Here is a 21,446-nt window from a genome sequence, read left to right as displayed (position 1 = left end):
GCCGCGTGGGCGCAGCGAGAGGGTGTTTCATGTTTCACGTGAAACACCCTCTTTTTTCGTCCGCGGCCTGCCTTTTGGAAGGGAACCAAATTCGGACCGGAACGGCCGAAAACGCTAACCCGCTATAATTCGCGCATACCCATTTTCTCGAAAGGCTCACGCAGGTTCATGCGTGGGATCACCATGCTTTATCCAACAGAATTCGACGTCATCGTCGTCGGCGGCGGTCATGCCGGCACGGAGGCCGCGCTTGCCGCCGCCCGCATGGGCGTCAAGACGCTCCTGCTGACGCACAACATCGAAACGCTCGGCCAGATGAGCTGCAATCCGTCGATTGGCGGCATCGGCAAGGGCCATCTCGTGAAAGAGGTGGATGCGCTGGGCGGCGCGATGGCGGCAGCCACGGACGAGGGCGGCATCCAGTTCCGCATTCTCAATTCCTCGAAGGGGCCTGCGGTGCGCGCCACGCGTGCGCAGGCGGACCGGCTGCTGTACAAGCAGGCCATTCGTCGACGCCTCGAAAATCAGCCGAATCTTTGGCTGTTCCAGCAGGCCGTTGAAGATTTGATGGTGGAGGGCGACCGCGTCGTGGGCGCCGTGACGCAGGTTGGCCTTCGGTTCCGTGCGCGCGCCGTCGTGCTGACGGCTGGGACGTTCCTGGATGGGAAGATTCACGTCGGGCTCAACAACTACACTGGTGGACGTGCCGGCGATCCGGCGGCTGTCACGCTGTCGGCGCGACTTAAAGAGCTGAAGCTGCCGCAAGGGCGGCTCAAGACCGGCACGCCGCCGCGCATCGATGGGCGGACGATCGATTTCTCGAAGCTCGAGGAGCAGCCCGGCAATCTCGATCCGATACCGGTGTTCTCGTTCCTTGGCCGTGCGGAGCAGCATCCGCAGCAGGTGCCGTGCTGGGTGACGCATACGAATGCGCAGACGCATGACATCATTCGCGGCGGCCTGGACCGGTCACCGATGTACACCGGGGTGATCGAAGGCGTGGGCCCGCGTTATTGCCCGTCCATCGAAGACAAGATTCATCGCTTCGCGTCGAAGGAGTCGCATCAGATTTTCCTGGAGCCCGAAGGGCTGACGACGAACGAGTTCTACCCCAATGGCATTTCGACAAGCCTGCCGTTCGACGTGCAGCTTGAACTAGTGCGCTCCATGCGTGGGTTGGAGCACGCGCATATCCTGCGGCCTGGCTACGCAATCGAGTACGACTACTTCGATCCACGTGGGTTGAAGGCGTCGCTGGAAACCAAGGTGATCAGCGGCCTGTTCTTTGCGGGTCAGATCAATGGCACGACCGGATATGAAGAAGCGGCCGCGCAAGGGTTGCTGGCTGGCGTCAATGCCGGTTTGCAGGTGCAAGGCAAAGACGCGTGGTGCCCGCGCCGAGACCAGGCTTATCTCGGCGTGCTCGTGGATGACCTCGTTACGCGCGGCGTGTCGGAGCCGTATCGCATGTTCACGAGTCGGGCGGAGTATCGCCTGAGCCTGCGGGAAGACAACGCCGACATGCGGCTCACCGAGATCGGCCGTGAGCTGGGTGTCGTCGACGACGCGCGTTGGGACGCTTTTAGTCGCAAGCGCGACGCTGTTTCACGTGAAACAGAGCGGCTGCGGACAGCCTGGGTGAACCCGAAGACTCTCTCCGCCGAAGAGGCGACTGCGCTGCTCGGCAAGCCGATCGATCGCGAGTACAACCTTGCTGATCTGCTGCGTCGCCCGGGTGTGAGCTACGACGGCGTGTGCGGTCTGCAAGACGGCGCGTGTCGACCGGAAACGTCGCTTGCCGACGACGAAGTGCTGCTCGCGCAGATCAAGGAGCAGATCGAGATTGGCATCAAATATCAGGGCTACATCGATCGCCAGGCCGACGAGATCGAGCGTAATGGCGCGCACGAGAACACCCGGCTGCCTGAAGGCATCGATTACGCCGAAGTGCGTGGCCTCTCGTTCGAGGCCCGCCAGAAGCTGAATCAGTTCCGTCCCGAGACCATCGGGCAGGCCTCGCGCATTTCGGGCATTACGCCGGCTGCGATTTCGCTGCTCATGGTTCATCTGAAGCGCGGCTTGGGTCGACGCCGCCAGGCGGCGGGCGAGCAGGGCAACGACAGCGGCACGTCGGTGGCCCAATGACGGGTCGCCACGGACGCCTTTCTTCCGTTGTCGATCGTGAAGCGCTCGCCGCCATGCTGGCGGAGGGGGCGGATCGACTGCGTATCGACCTGACGGACGCGCAGCGAATGGCGCTGCTCGATTATGTCGCGCTGCTCGCAAAGTGGAACGCCGTCTACAACCTGACGGCGATTCGCGATCCGCGCCAGATGCTGATCCAGCATGTGCTCGATTCGCTCGCCATCGTGCCGCACCTCGCGCCCGAGTTGCCGCGCGACAGCGCCGTGTCTGTACTGGACGTCGGTTCCGGCGGCGGGTTGCCGGGAATCGTGCTCGCTATCGCGCTGCCGCAGTGGTCCATTACGCTGAACGACATCGTCCACAAGAAGACGGCCTTTCAGTCGCAGGCCAAGGCCGAGCTTGGTCTCACCAATCTTTCTGTCGTGACTGGCCGTGTCGAGTCGCTTCGTCCCGGCATCGAAGTGCCGGGAAAATTCGACGTGATCGTCTCGCGCGCATTCGCAGAACTCGCGGATTTCGTTACACTTGCCCGCAACCTTGTTTCCGATCGCGGTGCGATCTGGGCTATGAAGGGCGTGCGGCCCGATGCGGAGATCGCTCGCCTGCCAGCCGGCTCGCGCGCGACCCGGGTCGTGCGTCTCGACGTGCCGTTTCTGGACGCTGAGCGGCATCTTGTCGAGGTACGGGTCGATGCGGGCGGCATTGCGCCAATGAGCGTGAGCGGAAAGACTGAAGATGGCAGTTGAAGCAAGAAAAAGGCGTGATTTGCCATAAGAAGGCCGGGGATGGCGACTATTAGGTACCGCCGCTACCAGGCTTCGCAGCAATCGGACGAGAAACAGCGACACCCAGGCAGCATTCACGCAGCAAACCAGCAGCAAACAGGGACACACAAACGATGGCAAAAATCTTCTGCGTGGCGAACCAGAAGGGCGGAGTCGGGAAGACGACGACAACAGTGAATCTTGCCGCGAGCCTCGCAGCGCAGGGACAGCGGGTTCTGCTCATCGACCTGGACCCGCAGGGCAACGCCACCATGGGTAGCGGCATCGACAAGGCCGCCTGCGAAAACACGGTGTACGAGGTGCTGGTTGATGGCGTTTCGGTGGCCGACGCCCGTGTGCGTCCCGCGGCGGTTACGTACGACGTGTTGCCCGCCAACCGCGAGCTGGCCGGTGCGGAAGTGGAGCTCGTGACGGTCGAAAACCGTGAACGTCAGTTGAAGCAGGCACTCGCGAACGTCGAGCACGAGTACGACTTCGTGCTCATCGATTGCCCGCCTGCGCTCTCGCTGCTGACGCTGAACGGACTGTGCGCAGCGCACGGCGTGGTCATCCCCATGCAGTGCGAGTACTTCGCGCTGGAAGGCCTCTCCGACCTCGTCAACACCATCAAACAGGTTCACGCGAACCTGAATCGGGACTTGAAGGTCATCGGCTTGCTGCGCGTGATGTTCGATCCTCGCATCACGTTGCAGCAGCAGGTTTCCGACCAGTTGAAGGAACACTTCGGCGACAAGGTGTTCGACGCCGTGATCCCGCGCAACGTGCGGCTTGCCGAGGCGCCCAGCTACGGGCTGCCGGGCGTGGTGTTCGACAGCGCATCGCGCGGCGCGCAGGCGTACGTACAGTTCGGCGCGGAAATGATTGAGCGGGTGCGCGCACTATGACGCGCGGCCTTTCACCCAAAGCGGAGCGGGGAAGCACCATGAACGCAGTAGCAAGGAAGAAGGGACTGGGCCGCGGACTCGAAGCGCTGCTAGGCGGCAGCGCCGACATCACCGAGGCCGTGAAGATCGAGGGCGCGCCGAACACGCTGCCGCTTGCGAAGCTTCAGCCAGGCAAGTACCAGCCGCGCACACGAATGGACGAGGGTGCACTGCAGGAGCTTGCCGCCAGTATCCGCGCGCAGGGCCTGATGCAGCCGATCCTCGTGCGTCCGGTTGCAGCGGACAAGTTCGAGATCATCGCGGGCGAGCGGCGCTTCCGTGCGGCGCGCCTTGCAGGCCTCGACGAAGTGCCGGTGCTCGTGAAGGACGTGCCGGACCAGGCCGCCGCCGCAATGGCGCTGATCGAAAACATCCAGCGTGAAGACCTGAATCCGCTCGAAGAGGCGCAGGGTATCCAGCGCCTGCTCGACGAATTCAATTTCACGCACGAGCAGGCGGCCGAATCGGTGGGACGTTCGCGTAGCGCGGTGTCGAACCTGCTGCGTCTGCTGAATCTCGCCGCGCCTGTGCAGACCATGCTGTTGGCCGGCGATCTCGACATGGGCCACGCGCGCGCGCTGCTTGCCGTGGACGCCGCAACCCAGATCGCGCTCGCCAACCAGGTGGTGAACAAGCGGATGTCCGTGCGCGAGACCGAAAAGCTCGTGACGGCGACCACCAAGGCTGCGCCCGCCGTGAAGGCGCGTGCCAATCATGACGGTGGGCGCGACACGCGGCGTCTCGAGGAAGAGCTGTCTGACCTGCTCGCGTCGACCGTCAAGATCAAGCTGGGACGCCGCGGTCGTGGTCAGGTGACCATCGACTTCGGCGATCTCGACTCGCTCGAAGGCATTCTCGCGCGCCTGCGCGGGAACATGGCCGCCGCTTGAGGCGGTCTCCTGTCCGGCTGTCCAAAACGCCGCCCATCTCAGGTCGTTCCACCGTGCCAGTTTCCGAACCTACCGCGAAGACGCGGGGCGGCCCCGTGGGTGCCGCTCTTGCACTTGCCGCCAAAGAGCCGGTCCTCGCGATCCTCGTGATCGCGCTTGCCGCGCTGCAACTTTTCCATCCTCGTGAATGGGCGTCGCTGCCAGGCCTGATCGACTGGCAGACCGTGCTCACGCTGACGGGGCTGCTGATTCTCACAAAGGCCGTCGAATACTCAGGATTCCTGATGTGGCTCGCGCATCGCGTGGTGCATCACATCCACTCCGAACGCGCGCTCGCGTTTCTGCTGATCGCGCTTGCGGCCGCACTCTCGACGCTGCTCACCAACGACGTCGCCCTTTTCGTCGTCGTGCCGCTCGTGCTGTCGCTGAACCGGCTGACGCCGTTGCCCGTGCGGCGGCTCGTGATCTACATCGCGCTCGCGGTCAATGCAGGGTCGATCCTCACTCCGCTTGGCAATCCGCAGAACCTCTTTCTCTGGCAGACGAGCGGCGTGTCGTTCGGCCGCTTCGTGATTGCGCTCGCGCCACTGTGCGCCGTCCTGATGGCGATGCTCTTTGTGCTCACCGCAGTGGGGTTTCGCGCCAAGCCGCTCGATCTGTCGACGGATGTGGAGCCTCACGCCGTGGACCGGCGCGTCGCCGGCATGGCCGCCGTGCTGTTTGTGGCCTTCGTGCTGCTGGCGGACGCGCATCGCGCCGGCATCGCACTCGCCGGCGTGGCGGCGGGCTTCCTGTTCTGGCGCCCGCGCGTGGTGCTGAAGATCGACTGGCTGTTGCTGCTCATCTTCGTGCTGATGTTCATTGTGCTGCGCAGCGCGGCCGCGCTGCCGTGGGTGCACGACGCGATCGGACGCATCGGGCTTGGCACGCCACTGCGCGCTTATGTCGCAGGGGCGGTGCTGTCGCAGGGAATCAGCAATGTGCCCGCCGCGATCATGCTGGCCGAGTTCACCAAAGATTGGCGCGCGCTCGCGTTCGGTGTGAGCGTGGGCGGTTTCGGCATCGCCATCGGCTCGCTCGCGAATCTGATTGCCGTGCGCCTTTCCGGCGAGCGCGGCATGTGGCTACCGTTTCATCTCGTTTCTGTGCCGTTCTGGCTGGTGAGCGCAGTACTGGGCGGCTGGCTGCTGTTGCAGTTTTGAGGCGAGCAGATTGCCGGGACCGCGCACCGGCGTTGCCTGCGGGCCCGCGAACGTCTCTTATCGAAACGCTGCGACCGCCCCCGACCCATCGCGATTTCCCATGCAGCCAGCATGGGCGACGACGTTGCATAGAGTCCCAGGCAGGCGCCTGGGACGACGTCTTGCTACCGGTTGGCGAGCGGTTGACAGAGTCCCTTACAGTTGCCGCCGAGCCCCTGTTTTGAGGCTGCTTTTTCGCATCATGAAGCCTCGTTTCACGGGTTTATTGAACGACCTAAAATCTTGAATTGGCTGCAACTATCGCTTACAATCGCCCGGATTTATTTGGTAGGCAGCCACGTAAGCGCAGCGTAAGCGGGCGGGCTAAAACTCTGGACTTTTGCGGACATGGCGATGGCGGCTCACAGGCCAGAAGGAAGGCCGGGCCAAGCGTTGAACGGGCCGGGCGGAAAGAATTTTCCTGGCGGCACGCAAGACGGACCAAGCGCAGATTCCGCGTCCGGGCGCACCGATTACAACGCGCAGTGGGATGCCGACCAGCAGGATAACAACAACATCGTTCCGCTCACGCGGATCGAAGCCGAAAAGCTGTTCGGTCCCAATGTGAGTCGCCCATCGCGCGTCACGCCCTTCCGGGTTGTGGCTGCGCAAGTGGTTTTGTCCCTGGTTGCTACGCTGGTGTGGTGGCTGTTCTACAAGCCGCCGGGCGCTGCTGCGCTGTCAGCCTTCCTGGGGGGAGCGATTTGCTGGGTCCCGGGTGCACTGTTCGCCGCGCGGCTGAAGACGCCGGGCGCGGGTGCCACGGTGATGAACTGGATGCTCGGCGAAGCGTTCAAGATGGGCGCGACCATCGCGATGTTCGTTGCCATCGCGTTTTGGTATCGCGACGTGCAGTGGGTTCCGCTGCTCGTGACCTACCTGGTCGCGCTAAAGACGTACTGGATTGCGCTCGCATGGCGTTGAGCGTGAAGCGCACCGTGGCGCGGATAACCGCGACGCAATGCGCAGCAGAAGAGACAACAGGCCGGCGCCTCACGTTGCGGCGGCCATGAGGAGCGCGGGCCGGCCGGTGTGGTCAACATGACCCGCACGGTCCGCGGCGGCGCGCTTTCGTCACACATGTACGGACGAAAGCGGCCGGAAAACGATTTTCGACAATTTGGGTGGCGTTAATAATATGGCAGCTAGCGAAGGCACGCGCGCTCTGGATCCGTCCGAGTACATTGCGCACCACTTGCAGAACTTTTCCACCTCGCACCAGACGTCGATCTTCGACCTTCACGTCTGGAATCTGGACACGCTGTTCTGGTCCATTCTGTGCGGCCTCGTCACGATCCTGATCCTGCGTCTTGCTGCGCGCAAGGCGACGTCCGGCGTTCCGGGCCGCTTCCAGTGCGCCGTCGAAATGCTGGTTGAAATGGTCGAGGATCAATCGAAGGCGATGATCCACGGCAACCGCAAATTCATCGCTCCGCTCGCGCTGACCGTGTTCGTCTGGGTCGCGCTCATGAACTCCCTCGACTTCATTCCCGTCGACCTGCCGGGCCGTGTGATCGGCTGGCTGGGTCTGTCGGACGTCATCACGCACCACCGCATCGTGCCGACCGCCGACCTCAACGGCACCATCGGCATCGCGCTCGGCGTGTTCGTGCTGATGATCTATTACAACCTCAAGATCAAGGGCGCCGGCGGCTTCATCCACGAACTCGTCTCCGCTCCGTTCGGCTCGCATCCGCTGCTGTGGATTCCGAACCTTGCACTGAACATCATCGAGTTCGTCGCGAAGACGGTTTCGCTCGGCATGCGGCTGTTCGGCAACATGTACGCGGGTGAACTGCTGTTCCTGCTGATTGCCCTGCTCGGCAGCATCTGGACCTTCGGCGCGGACACGACGGTGCTTGGCTTCATCGGCCACGTGATCGCCGGCAGCGTGTGGGCCATCTTCCACATCCTGATCGTGCTGCTGCAGGCGTTCATTTTCATGATGCTGACGCTGGTGTACATCGGCCAGGCACACGACTCGCACTAACGCGCGCGTCAGAACCGCTTTGAGTTTCAGTTAATTTCCAAATCCCAGTTCCCAAGAACTTTCAACAAGGAGTGATCATGCAAGCTTTCATCGCCAACATCCAGGGTCTGACCGCCATCGGTATCGGCATCATCATCGGCCTGGGTGCAATCGGCGCCTGTATCGGTATCGGCCTGATGGGCGGCAAGTACATCGAAGCCTGCGCCCGCCAGCCTGAACTGATGAACCCGCTGCAGACGAAGATGTTCCTGCTGGCTGGTCTGATCGACGCGGCGTTCCTGATTGGCGTTGGTGTGGCAATGCTGTTTGCGTTCGCGAACCCCCTGCTCTCGAAGCTCGCAGGCTAAGGTTCCCCGGAAAGTTGCGCCTCGTCTATAACAGGGATGAGGCGCAGGGCGGAACGGGTGCCGGGGCGCTGATCGAGTTCGCATCGATGAGCGCCTTGCCGTTTCAATTCCCTGAAAAACGCAACGTTTAAGGAAACACCGTGAATCTCAACGCAACCTTGTTTGCGCAAATGGTCGTGTTCCTGATCCTCGCGTGGTTCACGATGAAGTTCGTGTGGCCGCCGCTGATCAACGCCCTCGACGAGCGCTCGAAGAAGATCGCCGACGGCCTCGCGGCCGCCGAGAAGGGCAAACACGAACTCGAAGCAGCGCACAAGCGCGTCGGCGAAGAACTCGCTGTGGCGCGCAACGAGGGTCAGCAACGTATCGCCGAAGCGGAAAAGCGCGCTGTCGTGGTCGCCGACGAAATCAAGGCGCAGGCCCAGGCCGAAGCCGCACGCATCGTCGCGCAGGCCAAGGCGGATGCCGAGCAGCAAGTCGTGAAGGCGCGCGAAACGCTGCGTGCCGAAGTGGCCGCACTCGCCGTGAAAGGCGCCGAGCAGATCCTGAAGCGCGAGATCGACCAGACGGCGCACGCCGAACTGCTCAATCAACTCAAAGCCGAGCTCTGATCATGGCCGAACTTGCAACCGTTGCCCGCCCGTATGCGGAAGCGCTGTTCGGCGTGGCCGAAGCTGGTGACATCGCCGCCTGGTCCACGCTCGTAGAGGAGCTGGCACAGGTTGCGCGTCTGCCCGAAGTGCTGTCGATCGCATCGAGCCCGAAAGTTGGCCGTCAGCAGGTGAGCGAGCTGCTGCTCAGCGCAGTGAAGTCGCCGCTGAAGGACAGCCCGCAGGCCAAGAATTTCGTGCAGATGCTCGTCGACAACCATCGGCTGCAGTTGTTACCGGAAATCGCGCAGCAGTTCGAAGAGTTGAAGAACGCCCGTGAAGGCGCGGCGGATGTGCTGATCGTCAGCGCTTTTCCGCTCGAGGGCGAGCCGTTGAACCAGCTGGTCGCCAGCCTCGAACGCAAGTTCCAACGCAAGCTGAAACCCACCGTAGAAGTCGATTCGTCGCTGATCGGCGGCGTGCGCGTTACGGTCGGTGACGAAGTGCTCGATACCTCGGTCCGCGCGCGGCTCGCCCGCATGCAGACGGCTCTTACCGCCTGACGCGCATGCCCGCTGGCACGCAACAGAATTGATTATCAGGAGCGAATAATGCAACTCAATCCCTCTGAGATCAGCGAGCTGATCAAGAGCCGGATCCAGGGCCTTGAAGCGAGCGCGGACGTTCGCAACCAGGGCACCGTGATTTCCGTGACCGACGGTATCGTGCGCATCCACGGCCTGTCGGACGTGATGCAGGGCGAAATGCTCGAATTCCCGGGCAACACCTTCGGCCTCGCACTGAACCTCGAGCGCGACTCGGTCGGCGCGGTGATTCTGGGCGAGTACGAGCACATCTCGGAAGGCGATATCGTCAAGACGACGGGCCGCATTCTCGAAGTGCCGGTGGGTCCGGAGCTGATCGGCCGCGTGGTCGACGCCCTCGGCAACCCCATCGACGGCAAAGGCCCGATCAACGCGAAGCTGACCGACGCGGTCGAAAAGATCGCCCCGGGCGTGATCTGGCGTAAGTCGGTGTCGCAACCGGTGCAAACGGGTCTGAAGTCGATCGACTCGATGGTGCCGATCGGCCGCGGCCAGCGTGAGCTGATCATCGGCGACCGCCAGACCGGCAAGACGGCGGTGGCTGTCGACGCGATCATCAACCAGAAGGGCAAGGACCTGATCTGTATCTACGTCGCGATCGGCCAGAAGGCTTCGTCGATCATGAACGTGGTGCGCAAGCTCGAAGAAACGGGTGCACTCGAATACACGATCGTGGTCGCAGCGTCGGCTTCGGAATCGGCAGCGATGCAATACCTCGCGCCGTACTCGGGCTGCACGATGGGCGAATACTTCCGCGACCGCGGCCAGGACGCGCTGATCATTTACGACGACTTGACCAAGCAAGCCTGGGCATATCGTCAGATCTCGCTGCTGCTGCGCCGCCCGCCGGGCCGTGAAGCTTACCCGGGCGACGTGTTCTATCTGCACTCGCGTCTGCTCGAGCGTGCTGCTCGCGTCTCGGAAGAGTACGTCGAGAAGTTCACGAACGGCGAAGTGAAGGGCAAGAGCGGCTCGCTCACGGCACTGCCCGTGATCGAAACGCAAGCCGGCGACGTGACCGCGTTCGTTCCGACGAACGTGATCTCGATTACGGACGGCCAGATCTTCCTCGAAACCGACCTCTTCAACGCAGGTATCCGCCCCGCCATTAACGCCGGCGTGTCGGTGTCGCGCGTGGGTGGTGCGGCGCAGACGAAGGTCGTGAAGAAGCTCTCCGGCGGTATTCGTACCGACCTCGCGCAGTATCGTGAACTCGCCGCGTTCGCGCAGTTCGCGTCGGACCTCGACGAAGCAACCCGCAAGCAGCTGGAGCGCGGCCGCCGCGTGACGGAACTGCTCAAGCAGCCGCAATACCTGCCGCTGCAGGTGTGGGAACTGGCTGTGTCGCTGTTCGCCGCGAACAACGGCTACCTCGACGACCTCGAAGTGAAGGACGTGCTGGCCTTCGAAAAGGGCCTGCGCGAATTCCTGAAGACGAGCCATGCCGACCTCGTGAAGCGTATCGAGGACACGAAGGACCTGTCGAAGGACGACGAGAGCGCGCTGCATGCCGCGATCAAGGACTTCAAGAAGTCCGGCGCATATTGATCCCCTGTCCGCGAGTCATCAACGATAAACGGACCTGGAGGCGCAGCGGGCGGCACGCAAGTGCACCCGCCGCGCTTCGATCAAGGAGCAAGCAATGGCTGGAATGAAGGAAATTCGCGGCAAGATCAAGAGCGTGCAAAACACGCGCAAGATCACGAAGGCGATGGAGATGGTGGCCGCGTCCAAGATGCGCCGCGCCCAGGAGCGCATGCGCGCTGCTCGCCCGTATGCCGACAAGGTCCGCGACATCGCTGCGCACATGAGCAGCGCGAACCCCGAGTACCGTCATCCGTTCATGGTGGCCAACACCGGGGCGAAGACGGCGGGCGTGATTCTCGTCACGACGGACAAGGGTCTGTGCGGCGGCATGAACACGAACGTGCTGCGTGCCACGCTGAACAAGTTCAAGGAACTCGAAGGCGAAGGCAAGTCGATCGAGGCAACGGCGATCGGTAGCAAGGGTCTCGGTTTTCTGAACCGTATCCGCGCGAAGGTGGTGTCGAACGTCGTGCAGATGGGCGACACGCCGCACCTCGAAAAGCTGATCGGCGCGGTGAAGGTGCAGCTCGACCAGTATTCGGAAGGCAAGATCTCGGCGGTGTATCTCGCGTACACGCGCTTCGTCAACACGATGAAGCAGGAGCCGGTGATCGAGCAACTGCTGCCGTTGTCGGCCGAGCGCTTCGAAAGCAGGGAAGGCGACGGTACGACGCCGAAGACTTCGTGGGACTACATCTACGAGCCGGACCCGCAGGCCGTGGTGGACGAACTGCTGGTGCGCTACGTCGAAGCGCTCGTCTACCAGGCCGTGGCCGAAAACATGGCTTCGGAACAGTCGGCGCGGATGGTGGCGATGAAGGCCGCTTCGGACAACGCGAAGACCGTGATCAACGAACTGCAGCTCTCGTACAACAAGAGCCGTCAGGCCGCGATTACGAAGGAACTGTCGGAAATCGTGAGCGGCGCGGCGGCAGTCTGACCGCGACGGTGCGGCCAGACAGGCGCGAGACGAAACGTCCCCGTAGCCGGGCGCTCGAGATGGCGCCCTAGCGCGAGTGAAGAATCAGGTATCTAAAGGAAAAGCGATGAGTACAACTGCTTTGGTAGAAGGCAAGATCGTACAGTGCATCGGCGCGGTGATCGACGTGGAGTTCCCGCGTGAGCACATGCCGAAGGTCTACGACGCCCTCATTCTGGAAGGCACGGAGCTGACGCTGGAAGTGCAGCAGCAGCTGGGCGACGGCGTTGTGCGTACGATCTGTCTGGGTGCATCGGATGGTCTGCGCCGCGGCATCATGGTCAAGAACACCGGCCACCCGATCTCGGTGCCGGTCGGCAAGCCGACGCTCGGCCGCATCATGGACGTGCTCGGCCGTCCGATCGACGAAGCCGGTCCGATCGAAAGCGAACACAAGCGCTCGATCCACCAGAAGGCTCCGGCGTTCGACGAACTGGCGCCCTCCACGGAACTGCTCGAAACCGGCATCAAGGTTATCGACCTGATCTGCCCGTTCGCGAAGGGCGGCAAGGTGGGTCTGTTCGGCGGTGCGGGTGTGGGCAAGACCGTCAACATGATGGAGCTCATCAACAACATCGCGAAGGAACACGGCGGTTACTCCGTGTTCGCGGGCGTGGGCGAGCGTACCCGTGAAGGGAACGACTTCTACCACGAAATGAAGGACTCCAACGTTCTGGACAAGGTCGCGCTGGTGTACGGCCAGATGAACGAGCCGCCGGGCAACCGTCTGCGTGTGGCGCTGACCGGTCTGACGATGGCCGAGCACTTCCGCGACGAAGGCCGCGACGTGCTGTTCTTCGTCGACAACATCTACCGTTTCACGCTGGCCGGTACGGAAGTGTCGGCACTGCTGGGCCGGATGCCGTCGGCGGTGGGTTATCAGCCGACGCTGGCTGAAGAAATGGGCAAGCTGCAGGAACGCATCACGTCGACCAAGACGGGCTCGATTACCTCGGTGCAAGCCGTGTACGTGCCTGCGGACGACTTGACCGACCCGTCGCCTGCCACGACCTTCGGCCACCTGGACGCAACGGTCGTGCTTTCGCGTGACATCGCGTCGCTCGGTATCTACCCCGCCGTGGACCCGCTCGATTCGACCTCGCGTCAGATCGACCCGAACGTGATCGGCGAAGAGCACTACACGATCACGCGCGGCGTGCAGCAAACGCTGCAGCGCTACAAGGAACTGCGCGACATCATCGCGATTCTGGGCATGGACGAACTGTCGCCGGAAGACAAGCTGTCGGTGGCGCGTGCACGTAAGATCCAGCGTTTCCTGTCGCAGCCGTTCCACGTTGCTGAAGTGTTCACGGGCTCGCCTGGCAAGTACGTGCCGCTGAAGGAAACCATCCGCGGCTTCAAGATGATCGTGGAAGGCGAGTGCGACCACCTGCCGGAGCAGGCGTTCTACATGGTCGGCACGATCGACGAAGCCTTCGAGAAGGCCAAGAAGATCCAGTAACGGTCGGGTGTAACGAAGCAGGGCGCCGCGTGGGTTTTCGTCTCGCCGCAGTCGTACACACGACGCGGCAAAGACGCGGACAACACGTAGCGCCCCGTCCTACGCTCAACCAGCTTTGCATGGACGAGAGTGAGCGCGAGCCGCTCGCACTCGTCGGCAGGAGTCGACACATATGGCAACGATCAAGGTAGACGTCGTCAGCGCGGAAGAGCAGATCTTCTCGGGCCAGGCGAAATTCGTCGCGCTGCCGGGCGAGGCGGGCGAGCTCGGCATTCTGCCGGGCCACACGCCGCTCATCACGCGGATTCGTCCGGGTGCGGTGCGCATCGAGGCTGAGAACGGCGAGGAAGAGTTCGTGTTCGTCGCCGGCGGCATCCTCGAAGTGCAGCCGGGCGCAGTGACGGTGTTGGCCGACACGGCGATTCGCGGCAAGGACCTCGACGAGGCGAAGGCCGAGCAGGCCCGCAAGCGCGCGGAAGAGGCGCTGCAGAACACCGGCTCGAACATCGAGTACGCCACCGCTCAGGCGGAACTTGCGTACGCGACGGCACAGCTCGCTGCGATCCAGCGTCTGCGCAAGCTGCGCGGTCAGCACTGATCGCTCGGCGACGACGGTCAAAGAAAGCAGCCTTCGTGGCTGCTTTTTTTTCGTCCACACTTGACGTTTACGGAAAGGTCAGCAAAATCGAGAGTCCGTCGCCGCTGACTGGCCGTGACCATCGTCATCGACATGGCCAGGCGCGCTGCGGGTAAGACTTGATGCCGTGGCGTCATCGAGCAGTGGCAGAATCGGTTTCAAATTCATTTCAATAGAGAGCTCACCTCTCACGGAGACATCACCATGGCAACGCAAGCTGCGGGCGGCGACGCGTCCGCATGTATTGAACCGAAAGACGGCCTTTCATACGTGCGCGGCGCAACCGATATTCCGCTCAGCGAGGCGACGATCGCGCAGTTCCTGCTCGACACTGTTGAGCGCTTTCCCGACCGGCCAGCCGTGGTGTTTCGCGAGCAGGACATTCGCTGGACGTGGCGCGAGTTCGCCGACGAGGTGGACGTGCTCGCCGCCGGGCTCGCATCGCTTGGCATCGTGAAGGGCGATCGCGTCGGCATCTGGTCGCCGAACCGCGTCGAATGGCTGCTCACGCAATTCGCCACGGCGCGCATCGGCGCCGTGCTCGTGAACATCAATCCGGCCTATCGGCTGCACGAACTCGAATACGCGCTGAACAAGGTGGGCTGCAAGGCCATCATTTCGGCGGAGCGCTTCAAGACGTCGATGTATCTGGAGATGCTGCAGGAGCTTGCCCCCGAACTCGCGAGCGCAACGCCGGGCGACCTGCATGCAGCCCGACTGCCGGATTTGCGCATGGTGATCCGCATGTGCGACACCGAAACGCCGGGCATGCTGACCTTCTCCGATGTGGTGGAGCGCGGCCGCGTGTGGTGCGAGCAGAACAGCAAGGCCACGCTAGACGGTATAGGCGCCACGCTCGACCGGTACGATCCCATCAACATCCAGTTCACCAGCGGCACGACAGGCAACCCGAAAGGCGCCACGCTCACGCATCGCAACGTTGTGAACAATGCGCGTTTTATCGCGATGGCGATGCGGCTCACCGAGCAGGACGCGCTCTGCATTCCGGTGCCGCTTTATCACTGCTTCGGCATGGTGTTGGCCGTGCTCGCGTGTGTTTCGGTGGGCGCCAATATGGTGTTTCCCGGCGAAGCGTTCGATCCGCGTGCCACGCTGGCTGCTGTTGCCGAAGAACGGTGCACGGCGCTGCATGGCGTACCCACCATGTTCATCGCGGAACTGGATCATCCCGATTTCGCGACGTTCGATCTCTCGCGTCTGCGCACCGGCATCATGGCCGGCTCGCCATGTCCTATCGAGACCATGAAGCGTGTGGTCTCGAAGATGCATCTGAGCGAAATCACCATCGCCTATGGCATGACGGAAACGAGCCCTGTGTCGTTCCAGAGTTCTACGCAAGATCCGCTCGACAAGCGCACGACAACGGTAGGCCGCATCCAGCCGCACCTCGAAGTGAAGATCGTCGATCCGCTGGGCAACATCGTGCCGGTTGGCGACACAGGCGAGCTGTGCACGAAGGGCTATTCCGTGATGCTCGGCTACTGGGGCGACGACGCAAAGACGAAGGAAAGCATCGTGGATGGCTGGATGCACACGGGCGATCTCGCAACGATCGACGCCGAAGGCTACTGCAACATCGTGGGTCGCCTGAAGGACATGGTCATTCGTGGCGGCGAGAACATTTACCCGCGCGAAGTGGAGGAGTTTCTGTTCCGCCATCCGAAGATCCAGACCGTGCAGGTGTTCGGTGTGCCGGATCAGAAGTATGGCGAAGAGCTATGCGCGTGGATCGTGCTGCGCTCGGGAGAGCAGGCCACGCCCGACGAGATTCAGGAGTTCTGCCGTGGTCAGATTGCGCACTACAAGATTCCAAAGTACGTGCGCTTCGTCGATGAACTGCCGATGACGGTGACGGGCAAGATTCAGAAGTTCGTGATGCGCGAGCGCATGATCGACGAACTGCATCTCACGGTGCAGAAGACTGCGTGAAGTTTTCCGGGCGAAGGAAGATGTTCTGGAGCCCGAAAAATGGCAAAAAAAAAGCGGGCCTGGAGCCCGCTAAAAACCACACGCTACGGGGTTAGCGCGAGGAGACCAATGAAGGAGCCGCTCGTGAAGGCCTGCAGGCCGTGTCACGGCTCCAGCAAGGATGCCCCTGCGAAGGGCTTCGGCTTACGCCGACCGGCCGATGAATCGTGTCCGCTCACACTTACACCTGGCCACATCCGTGTTGAAACCGTTAAAGCGTTGAAGGGCATTGTGGGCGAATTAACCCGGTAGCGCGGTAACAAAGTGTTTCAGGTTGTAACGCCCGCCAGATAAGGCTCTCCGCGATTTTTTTGCCGTCCTTATGACGTTTTTCGGTCGAATTTACCGGTATTTTTATCTCTTAATTAGAGGCTCAGAAACACTCGCATTCAGAGCGCATCGCACGCTATGCATACCGCAATCATTGCGCACGATGCGTCGTAAGAAACAGTCAGGAATCGCGCATTCGGGGCGCGGTTACGGTTACTTCAGCCACTTGTCCGAGATCGACTGGTACTCGCCCGTCGCACGCAACAGGTGCAGCCATTGATCGACGTACTGCTGGAAGACCACATCGCCGCGAGGCAGCAACCATGCCTTCTCACCGTACTGGAACGGCTTGTCGGGATGAACGGAGCATAGCCCCGGATTCAGCTTCTGCTGCAAAAGCGTTTCGGACGCGTCGGTCACCATCACATCGGCCTTGCCCGCGAGAATTTGCTTGAAGATCGTGACGTTGTCCGGATACACCGTGAGGTTGGCGTGCGGGAAGAACTGTTTCGCGAAACGTTCGTTCGTGCCGCCCGGGTTGACGATGACGCGTGTGGAGGGCCGGTCGATCTGCTCCACCGTCTGGTATCGGCTCACGTCGCTGCATCGCACGATAGGTGCCTTGCCGTCGATCTGATAAGCCTGCGTGAAGAACGCGCGCTTTTGTCTTTCGAGTGTGGTCGAGACGCCGCCCACACCCACATCGCACTTCGCGACGAAGTCGTTCATCAGGTTCGACCACGTTGTCTTCACGAACTCCGCCTTCACGCCAAGCGACTTCGCGAGCGATTGCGTCATGTCGATGTCGATGCCTTCGAACTGGCCGTCCGGCCGGTAGTATGAATAGGGCTTGTAGTCGCCGGTGGTGCAGGCGCGCAGCGTGCCGCGCGCGAGAATTTCATCCAGACGCGACGTGGCCTTCGCTTCGTTCTGCGGCGCTGCGGGATTCTGTGCGCAGCCCACCATGCCGGCGAGCAAGGCGCCGGCCAATGCGCTCGATGCGATGCTTGACGCGATAGCGGTGGTCCGATTTCTTCTCATGAGGTCTCCTCGTTTGTGAATGCCCGATGAATCGATGCGGCCCTTGATGATAGTACGCAGCGAGAGGCCGCAATAGCCAGGCGCCGTACGGGTAAAATGCGGCTTTGCCTTTCACGCGACAGACGCTCCGCAACGTGGCCCATCCCCTTCTGAACGACACTTTCCTGCGCGCGCTGTTGCGACAGCCCACCGAGTACACGCCGGTGTGGCTCATGCGCCAGGCGGGGCGCTATCTGCCCGAGTACAACGCCACGCGCAGCCGCGCCGGCAGCTTTCTCGGGCTTGCCAAGAATCCCGACTACGCGACCGAGGTCACGCTCCAGCCGCTCGACCGCTATCCGCTCGACGCCGCCATTCTGTTCTCGGACATCCTCACCGTTCCCGACGCGATGGGCCTCGGCCTCGACTTCGCCGCGGGCGAGGGACCGAAGTTCGCGCGCCCCGTGCGCACCGAAGAGGACGTGGCGCGGCTCGCCGTACCCGATATCGACGGCACGCTGCGCTATGTGACCGACGCCGTTCGCCAGATCCGCCGCGCGCTCGTCGACGCGCAAGGCCGCCAGCGTGTGCCGCTGATCGGCTTTTCGGGCAGCCCGTGGACGCTTGCGTGCTACATGGTGGAAGGCGGCGGCTCCGACGATTTCCGCACCGTGAAGACGATGCTGTACGCCCGCCCGGACCTGATGCATCGCATTCTCGACATCAACGCGAAGTCCGTGGCCGCGTACCTGAATGCGCAGATCGAAGCCGGCGCGCAAGCCGTGATGATTTTCGACACGTGGGGCGGGGCGCTTGCAGATGGGGTCTATCAGCGCTTCTCGCTGCACTACATCCGCGAGGTCGTGCAGCAGCTCAAGCGCGAGCACGATGGCGCACGCGTGCCCGTCATCACGTTCACGAAGGGCGGCGGGTTGTGGCTGGAAGAAATCGCGGCCACCGGCGTGGACGCCGTCGGGCTCGACTGGACCGTGAATCTGGGTCGTGCGCGCGAACTCGTGGGCGACCGCGTTGCGTTGCAGGGCAACCTGGACCCCACTGTGCTGTTCTCGCCGCCGTCGAGCATCCGCATCGAGGCGCGCGCGCTGCTCGACAGCTTTGGCGACCATCCGGGCCATGTTTTCAACCTGGGGCACGGCATCTCGCAGTTCACGCCGCCGGAGCACGTCGCAGAGCTGGTGGACGAGGTGCATCGGCACAGCCGGGCAATTCGCGGAACGGGGCTAACAGCGGGTCTGACGGCGGGCATGACCCCATCCGGCCCCGTTGTGTGACGGTTTTGTTGCGGTGCGATGAAGTGGGCTCCACGCCTCAGGGTGCCGGGGGACGCAGAAGGCCATCCACAGGCCCTTTTCGCGTTGTCAAGACTTGACTTATGCACACAGGTCACGTTGCGGCGCGGTAGAGCATTTCGTCGCTGCAAAGTCCTTGCCGGATCGCCGCGATTTTGATCAATCCCTTGACAGACAAGGCTTTTCGCGGAGCGGCCGTCAGGCCGGCCTTCCTGGCCGAATAGCGGCCAAACGCCGCGGGGCGGCCTTCCGGGCGAACTTCTTAACAAAGTTATCCACAGGCGCGCCGCGATTCGCGGCGCATTTGTTCAGCCGAATCCTTAACTTAGCGCCGAAAGTGAAGTTTTACTTTAAGTGTGGGCTGGACAACACTCGCCGCGACCGGCCCATGCTAAAGGCAGCCGAATGACGGACCGCTTTGTCCGCGTCGCGCTGGACCATCCGCTGTCCACGCTCTTCGACTATCGCTACCCGGGCGGCGGGCCGGCCCCACTGCCCGGGACGCTGGTCAACGTGCCGTTCGGACGACGCGAAGCGGTGGGGCTCGTATGCGAAGTGACCGCTCACAGCGACGTGCCGCCTGATCGTCTGCGCAACGTCACGAGCGTGTGCGGCGGTTGTCCTCCGCTTTCCGCCGATTGGCTCGCGCTCGCCGCCTTCGCCGCGGACTACTACCAGCGCGGCCTGGGCGAAGTCGCGTTGCCGGCGCTGCCCCAGGCACTGCGCGACGCGTCCCGCTGGGAACGCCTGTTCGCGCACGAGCCGCGCTACCGCGTGCTGCCCGCTGGCCGCGGCGCTCTACCGGACTCCCTGCCCGTGCGCGCCAATGCGCTGCGTCGACTGGCCGCGGCGTTGCTGGCCGAGGATGCGCTTTTCGCCTCCGACGCGCGTTCGGTCCATCCCAAAGCCGTGGCCGTGCTCGATGCCTGGTGCGAAACGGGCTGGCTTCAGCGCGAGGTGGTCGATCCGTTTGCGGCGGGCAATAGCGCGACCCCGCCCGTCACCACGGCCGGCCCCGTATCGCTCCCCGTTCTGACCGACGAGCAAACCATCGCGCTCGCCGCCATCACCGACGCCAGCGGCTTCGCGCCGTTTCTGCTCCACGGCGTGACCGGCAGCGGCAAGACCGAGGTCTATCTGCGCGCGCTCGCTCATCTGCTCGAGCGTCGTCCGGATGCTCAGGCGCTCGTCCTCGTGCCTGAAATCAACCTCACGCCGCAGTTCGAAGCGGCGTTCCGCGCGCGCTTTGCGTCCCTGGCGGAGGGCGCCATCGTCACGCTGCACAGCGGTCTCGCCGAGGGCGAACGCGCGCGCAACTGGCTCGCTGCACACACGGGCCACGCGCGCATCGTGCTCGGCACGCGGCTCGCGGTGCTGGCGTCGTTGCCGAAGCTCGCCATCATCGTGGTCGACGAGGAGCACGACCCCGCCTACAAGCAGCAGGAAGGCTTGCGTTACTCCGCGCGCGACCTCGCCGTGTGGCGCGCGAAGCAGCTCGACGTGCCCGTGGTGCTCGGCTCGGCTACGCCGTCGCTGGAAAGCTGGTGGCTCGCGGAGCAGGGCCGCTATACGCGGCTCACGCTGTCTCGCCGGGCCGTGACCGATGCGGCGTTGCCCGTCGTAAAGCTGATCGATCTCGAAGACGAGCACCGCCGCGGCCGTGCATCGTTCGAGGGGCTCTCCGGGCCACTCGTCGCCGCGATGAAGACGCGCCTCGAACGCGGCGAGCAGAGCCTCGTGTTTCTGAATCGCCGCGGCTACGCGCCCATCCTTTCGTGCGACGCCTGTGGCTGGGTGGCCGGTTGCCCGCGGTGCAGCGCCTACGTCGTGCTCCACAAGCCAGAGCGCGCGCTGCGTTGCCACCATTGCGGCTGGGAGTCACGCATTCCGCGCGCGTGCCCGGACTGCGGCAACGTCGATATCGCGCCGATGGGCCGCGGCACCCAGCGCATCGAGGAAGCGCTCGCCCAGGCCGTGCCCGGCGCCCGCGTGCTGCGCATCGACGCGGACAGCACGCGCCGCAAAGGCAGCGCCGAAGCGCTGTTTTCGGACGTGCACGCGGGCGAGGTGGATATCCTGGTGGGCACGCAGATGATCGCGAAGGGCCACGACTTCCAGCGTGTCTCGCTGGTGGGCGTGCTCAATGCGGATACGGCGCTCTTCTCGCACGACTTTCGCGCCAGCGAGCGTCTGTTCGCGCAACTGATGCAGGTGAGCGGGCGCGCGGGGCGCGCCGGCTTGCCGGGCGAAGTGCTGGTGCAGACGCGCTACGCGCGCCACGCGCTCTATCACGCGCTCACGCGTCACGACTACGTGGGGTTCGCGACAGCGACGCTCGCGGAGCGTCGCGACGCCCATCTGCCGCCTTTCGTCTACCAGGCGCTGCTGCGCGCCGAGGGGCGCACGCTCGATGCCGCACTTGCGTTCCTTCAGCAGGCCGCCGCGGCGCTGCACGAGATTCCGGCCGCGGAGCGCGTCACGGCCTACGACGCCGTGCCCATGACCATCGTGAAAGTGATGCACGTGCATCGCGCCCAGTTGTTGATCGAAAGCGGGTCGCGCGCCGCGCTGCAGGCCACGCTGCGGGCATGGCTGCCGGCGCTGCGTCAGATCAAAGGCGTGCTGCGCTGGAGTGTCGAGGTGGATCCGCTCGATATCTGAGGCTGTTGCCGGTCG

General features: G+C 63.2%; 18 protein-coding genes. 17 read left to right on the top strand and 1 reads right to left on the bottom strand.

The features are described from left to right. Nucleotides 1-183 precede the first annotated feature (183 nt). The 15 genes from mnmG (at nt 184) to P2869_RS17065 (ending at nt 16,131) form a co-directional block, all read left to right on the top strand. On the top strand, nt 184-2,145 hold the full coding sequence (mnmG, locus tag P2869_RS17135; protein WP_277597064.1) for a tRNA uridine-5-carboxymethylaminomethyl(34) synthesis enzyme MnmG: 1,962 nt from the start codon (nt 184-186) through the stop codon (nt 2,143-2,145). Further along, a complete protein-coding gene (rsmG, locus tag P2869_RS17130; RefSeq protein ID WP_277597063.1) occupies nt 2,142-2,891 on the top strand; it encodes a 16S rRNA (guanine(527)-N(7))-methyltransferase RsmG in 750 nt (249 codons plus the stop codon). The genes mnmG and rsmG overlap by 4 nt, the downstream gene beginning before the upstream one ends. Before the next feature lie 152 nt (nt 2,892-3,043). After that, nucleotides 3,044-3,814 carry a ParA family protein gene (locus P2869_RS17125; protein WP_017772251.1) on the top strand — a complete coding sequence of 257 codons (771 nt, stop codon included), beginning with the start codon at nt 3,044-3,046 and terminating at the stop codon, nt 3,812-3,814. A 38-nt stretch (nt 3,815-3,852) separates the two neighbouring features. Then, entirely contained in the window at nt 3,853-4,743 is an 891-nt protein-coding gene (locus P2869_RS17120; protein WP_017772250.1) for a ParB/RepB/Spo0J family partition protein, read from the top strand. Nucleotides 4,744-4,838: 95 nt separating this feature from the next. Continuing rightward, the gene (locus P2869_RS17115; RefSeq protein ID WP_277598166.1) at nt 4,839-5,945 is read left to right on the top strand and encodes an SLC13 family permease; all 1,107 of its coding nucleotides are present in this window, start codon (nt 4,839-4,841) and stop codon (nt 5,943-5,945) included. Nucleotides 5,946-6,332: 387 nt separating this feature from the next. Next, complete coding sequence (locus P2869_RS17110; protein WP_233425626.1) at nt 6,333-6,908, top strand: ATP synthase subunit I; 576 nt, start codon at nt 6,333-6,335, stop codon at nt 6,906-6,908. A 214-nt stretch (nt 6,909-7,122) separates the two neighbouring features. Next, the gene (gene atpB / locus P2869_RS17105) at nt 7,123-7,974 is read left to right on the top strand and encodes a F0F1 ATP synthase subunit A (protein ID WP_017772247.1); all 852 of its coding nucleotides are present in this window, start codon (nt 7,123-7,125) and stop codon (nt 7,972-7,974) included. A gap of 77 nt (nt 7,975-8,051) precedes the next feature. Beyond that, nucleotides 8,052-8,321 carry a F0F1 ATP synthase subunit C gene (gene atpE, locus P2869_RS17100; RefSeq protein ID WP_007180033.1) on the top strand — a complete coding sequence of 90 codons (270 nt, stop codon included), beginning with the start codon at nt 8,052-8,054 and terminating at the stop codon, nt 8,319-8,321. 140 nt (nt 8,322-8,461) lie between these two features. After that, nucleotides 8,462-8,932 (top strand): F0F1 ATP synthase subunit B, encoded by a 471-nt coding sequence (locus P2869_RS17095; protein ID WP_017772246.1) that lies wholly within the window; start codon nt 8,462-8,464, stop codon nt 8,930-8,932. Nucleotides 8,933-8,934: 2 nt separating this feature from the next. Further along, nucleotides 8,935-9,474, top strand: coding sequence for a F0F1 ATP synthase subunit delta (locus P2869_RS17090; protein WP_017772245.1), 540 nt, complete (start codon nt 8,935-8,937; stop codon nt 9,472-9,474). Between the two features lie 48 nt (nt 9,475-9,522). After that, nucleotides 9,523-11,064 carry a F0F1 ATP synthase subunit alpha gene (gene atpA / locus P2869_RS17085; protein WP_017772244.1) on the top strand — a complete coding sequence of 514 codons (1,542 nt, stop codon included), beginning with the start codon at nt 9,523-9,525 and terminating at the stop codon, nt 11,062-11,064. 94 nt (nt 11,065-11,158) lie between these two features. Then, complete coding sequence (gene atpG / locus P2869_RS17080) at nt 11,159-12,043, top strand: F0F1 ATP synthase subunit gamma (protein ID WP_026120934.1); 885 nt, start codon at nt 11,159-11,161, stop codon at nt 12,041-12,043. Between the two features lie 106 nt (nt 12,044-12,149). Next, nucleotides 12,150-13,544, top strand: a complete 1,395-nt coding sequence (gene atpD / locus P2869_RS17075) for a F0F1 ATP synthase subunit beta (RefSeq protein WP_026120933.1) — start codon at nt 12,150-12,152, stop codon at nt 13,542-13,544. Between the two features lie 172 nt (nt 13,545-13,716). Beyond that, nucleotides 13,717-14,142 (top strand): F0F1 ATP synthase subunit epsilon, encoded by a 426-nt coding sequence (locus P2869_RS17070; protein WP_017772241.1) that lies wholly within the window; start codon nt 13,717-13,719, stop codon nt 14,140-14,142. Between the two features lie 243 nt (nt 14,143-14,385). Next, nucleotides 14,386-16,131 carry an AMP-binding protein gene (locus tag P2869_RS17065; RefSeq protein ID WP_277597062.1) on the top strand — a complete coding sequence of 582 codons (1,746 nt, stop codon included), beginning with the start codon at nt 14,386-14,388 and terminating at the stop codon, nt 16,129-16,131. Between the two features lie 522 nt (nt 16,132-16,653). On the opposite strand, the gene P2869_RS17060 is transcribed toward P2869_RS17065, so the two are convergent. Next, nucleotides 16,654-17,406 (bottom strand): transporter substrate-binding domain-containing protein, encoded by a 753-nt coding sequence (locus P2869_RS17060; protein ID WP_277598165.1) that lies wholly within the window; start codon nt 17,404-17,406, stop codon nt 16,654-16,656. Nucleotides 17,407-17,615: 209 nt separating this feature from the next. On the opposite strand from P2869_RS17060, the gene hemE reads away from it, so the two are divergent. Beyond that, complete coding sequence (hemE, locus tag P2869_RS17055; protein ID WP_277597061.1) at nt 17,616-18,752, top strand: uroporphyrinogen decarboxylase; 1,137 nt, start codon at nt 17,616-17,618, stop codon at nt 18,750-18,752. Between the two features lie 423 nt (nt 18,753-19,175). Continuing rightward, nucleotides 19,176-21,431: a primosomal protein N' gene (locus P2869_RS17050; RefSeq protein ID WP_277597060.1), complete on the top strand. Its 2,256-nt coding sequence runs from the start codon at nt 19,176-19,178 to the stop codon at nt 21,429-21,431. The last annotated feature ends 15 nt before the right edge of the window (nt 21,432-21,446 follow it).

The sequence above is a fragment of the Paraburkholderia sp. SUR17 genome, from assembly GCF_029536165.1.
GTDB classification, from domain to species: Bacteria; Pseudomonadota; Gammaproteobacteria; order Burkholderiales; family Burkholderiaceae; genus Paraburkholderia; species Paraburkholderia kururiensis.
The sequence above is the reverse complement of the archived record's forward strand: the minus strand, read 5'-3'. Positions and strand labels throughout refer to the sequence as shown.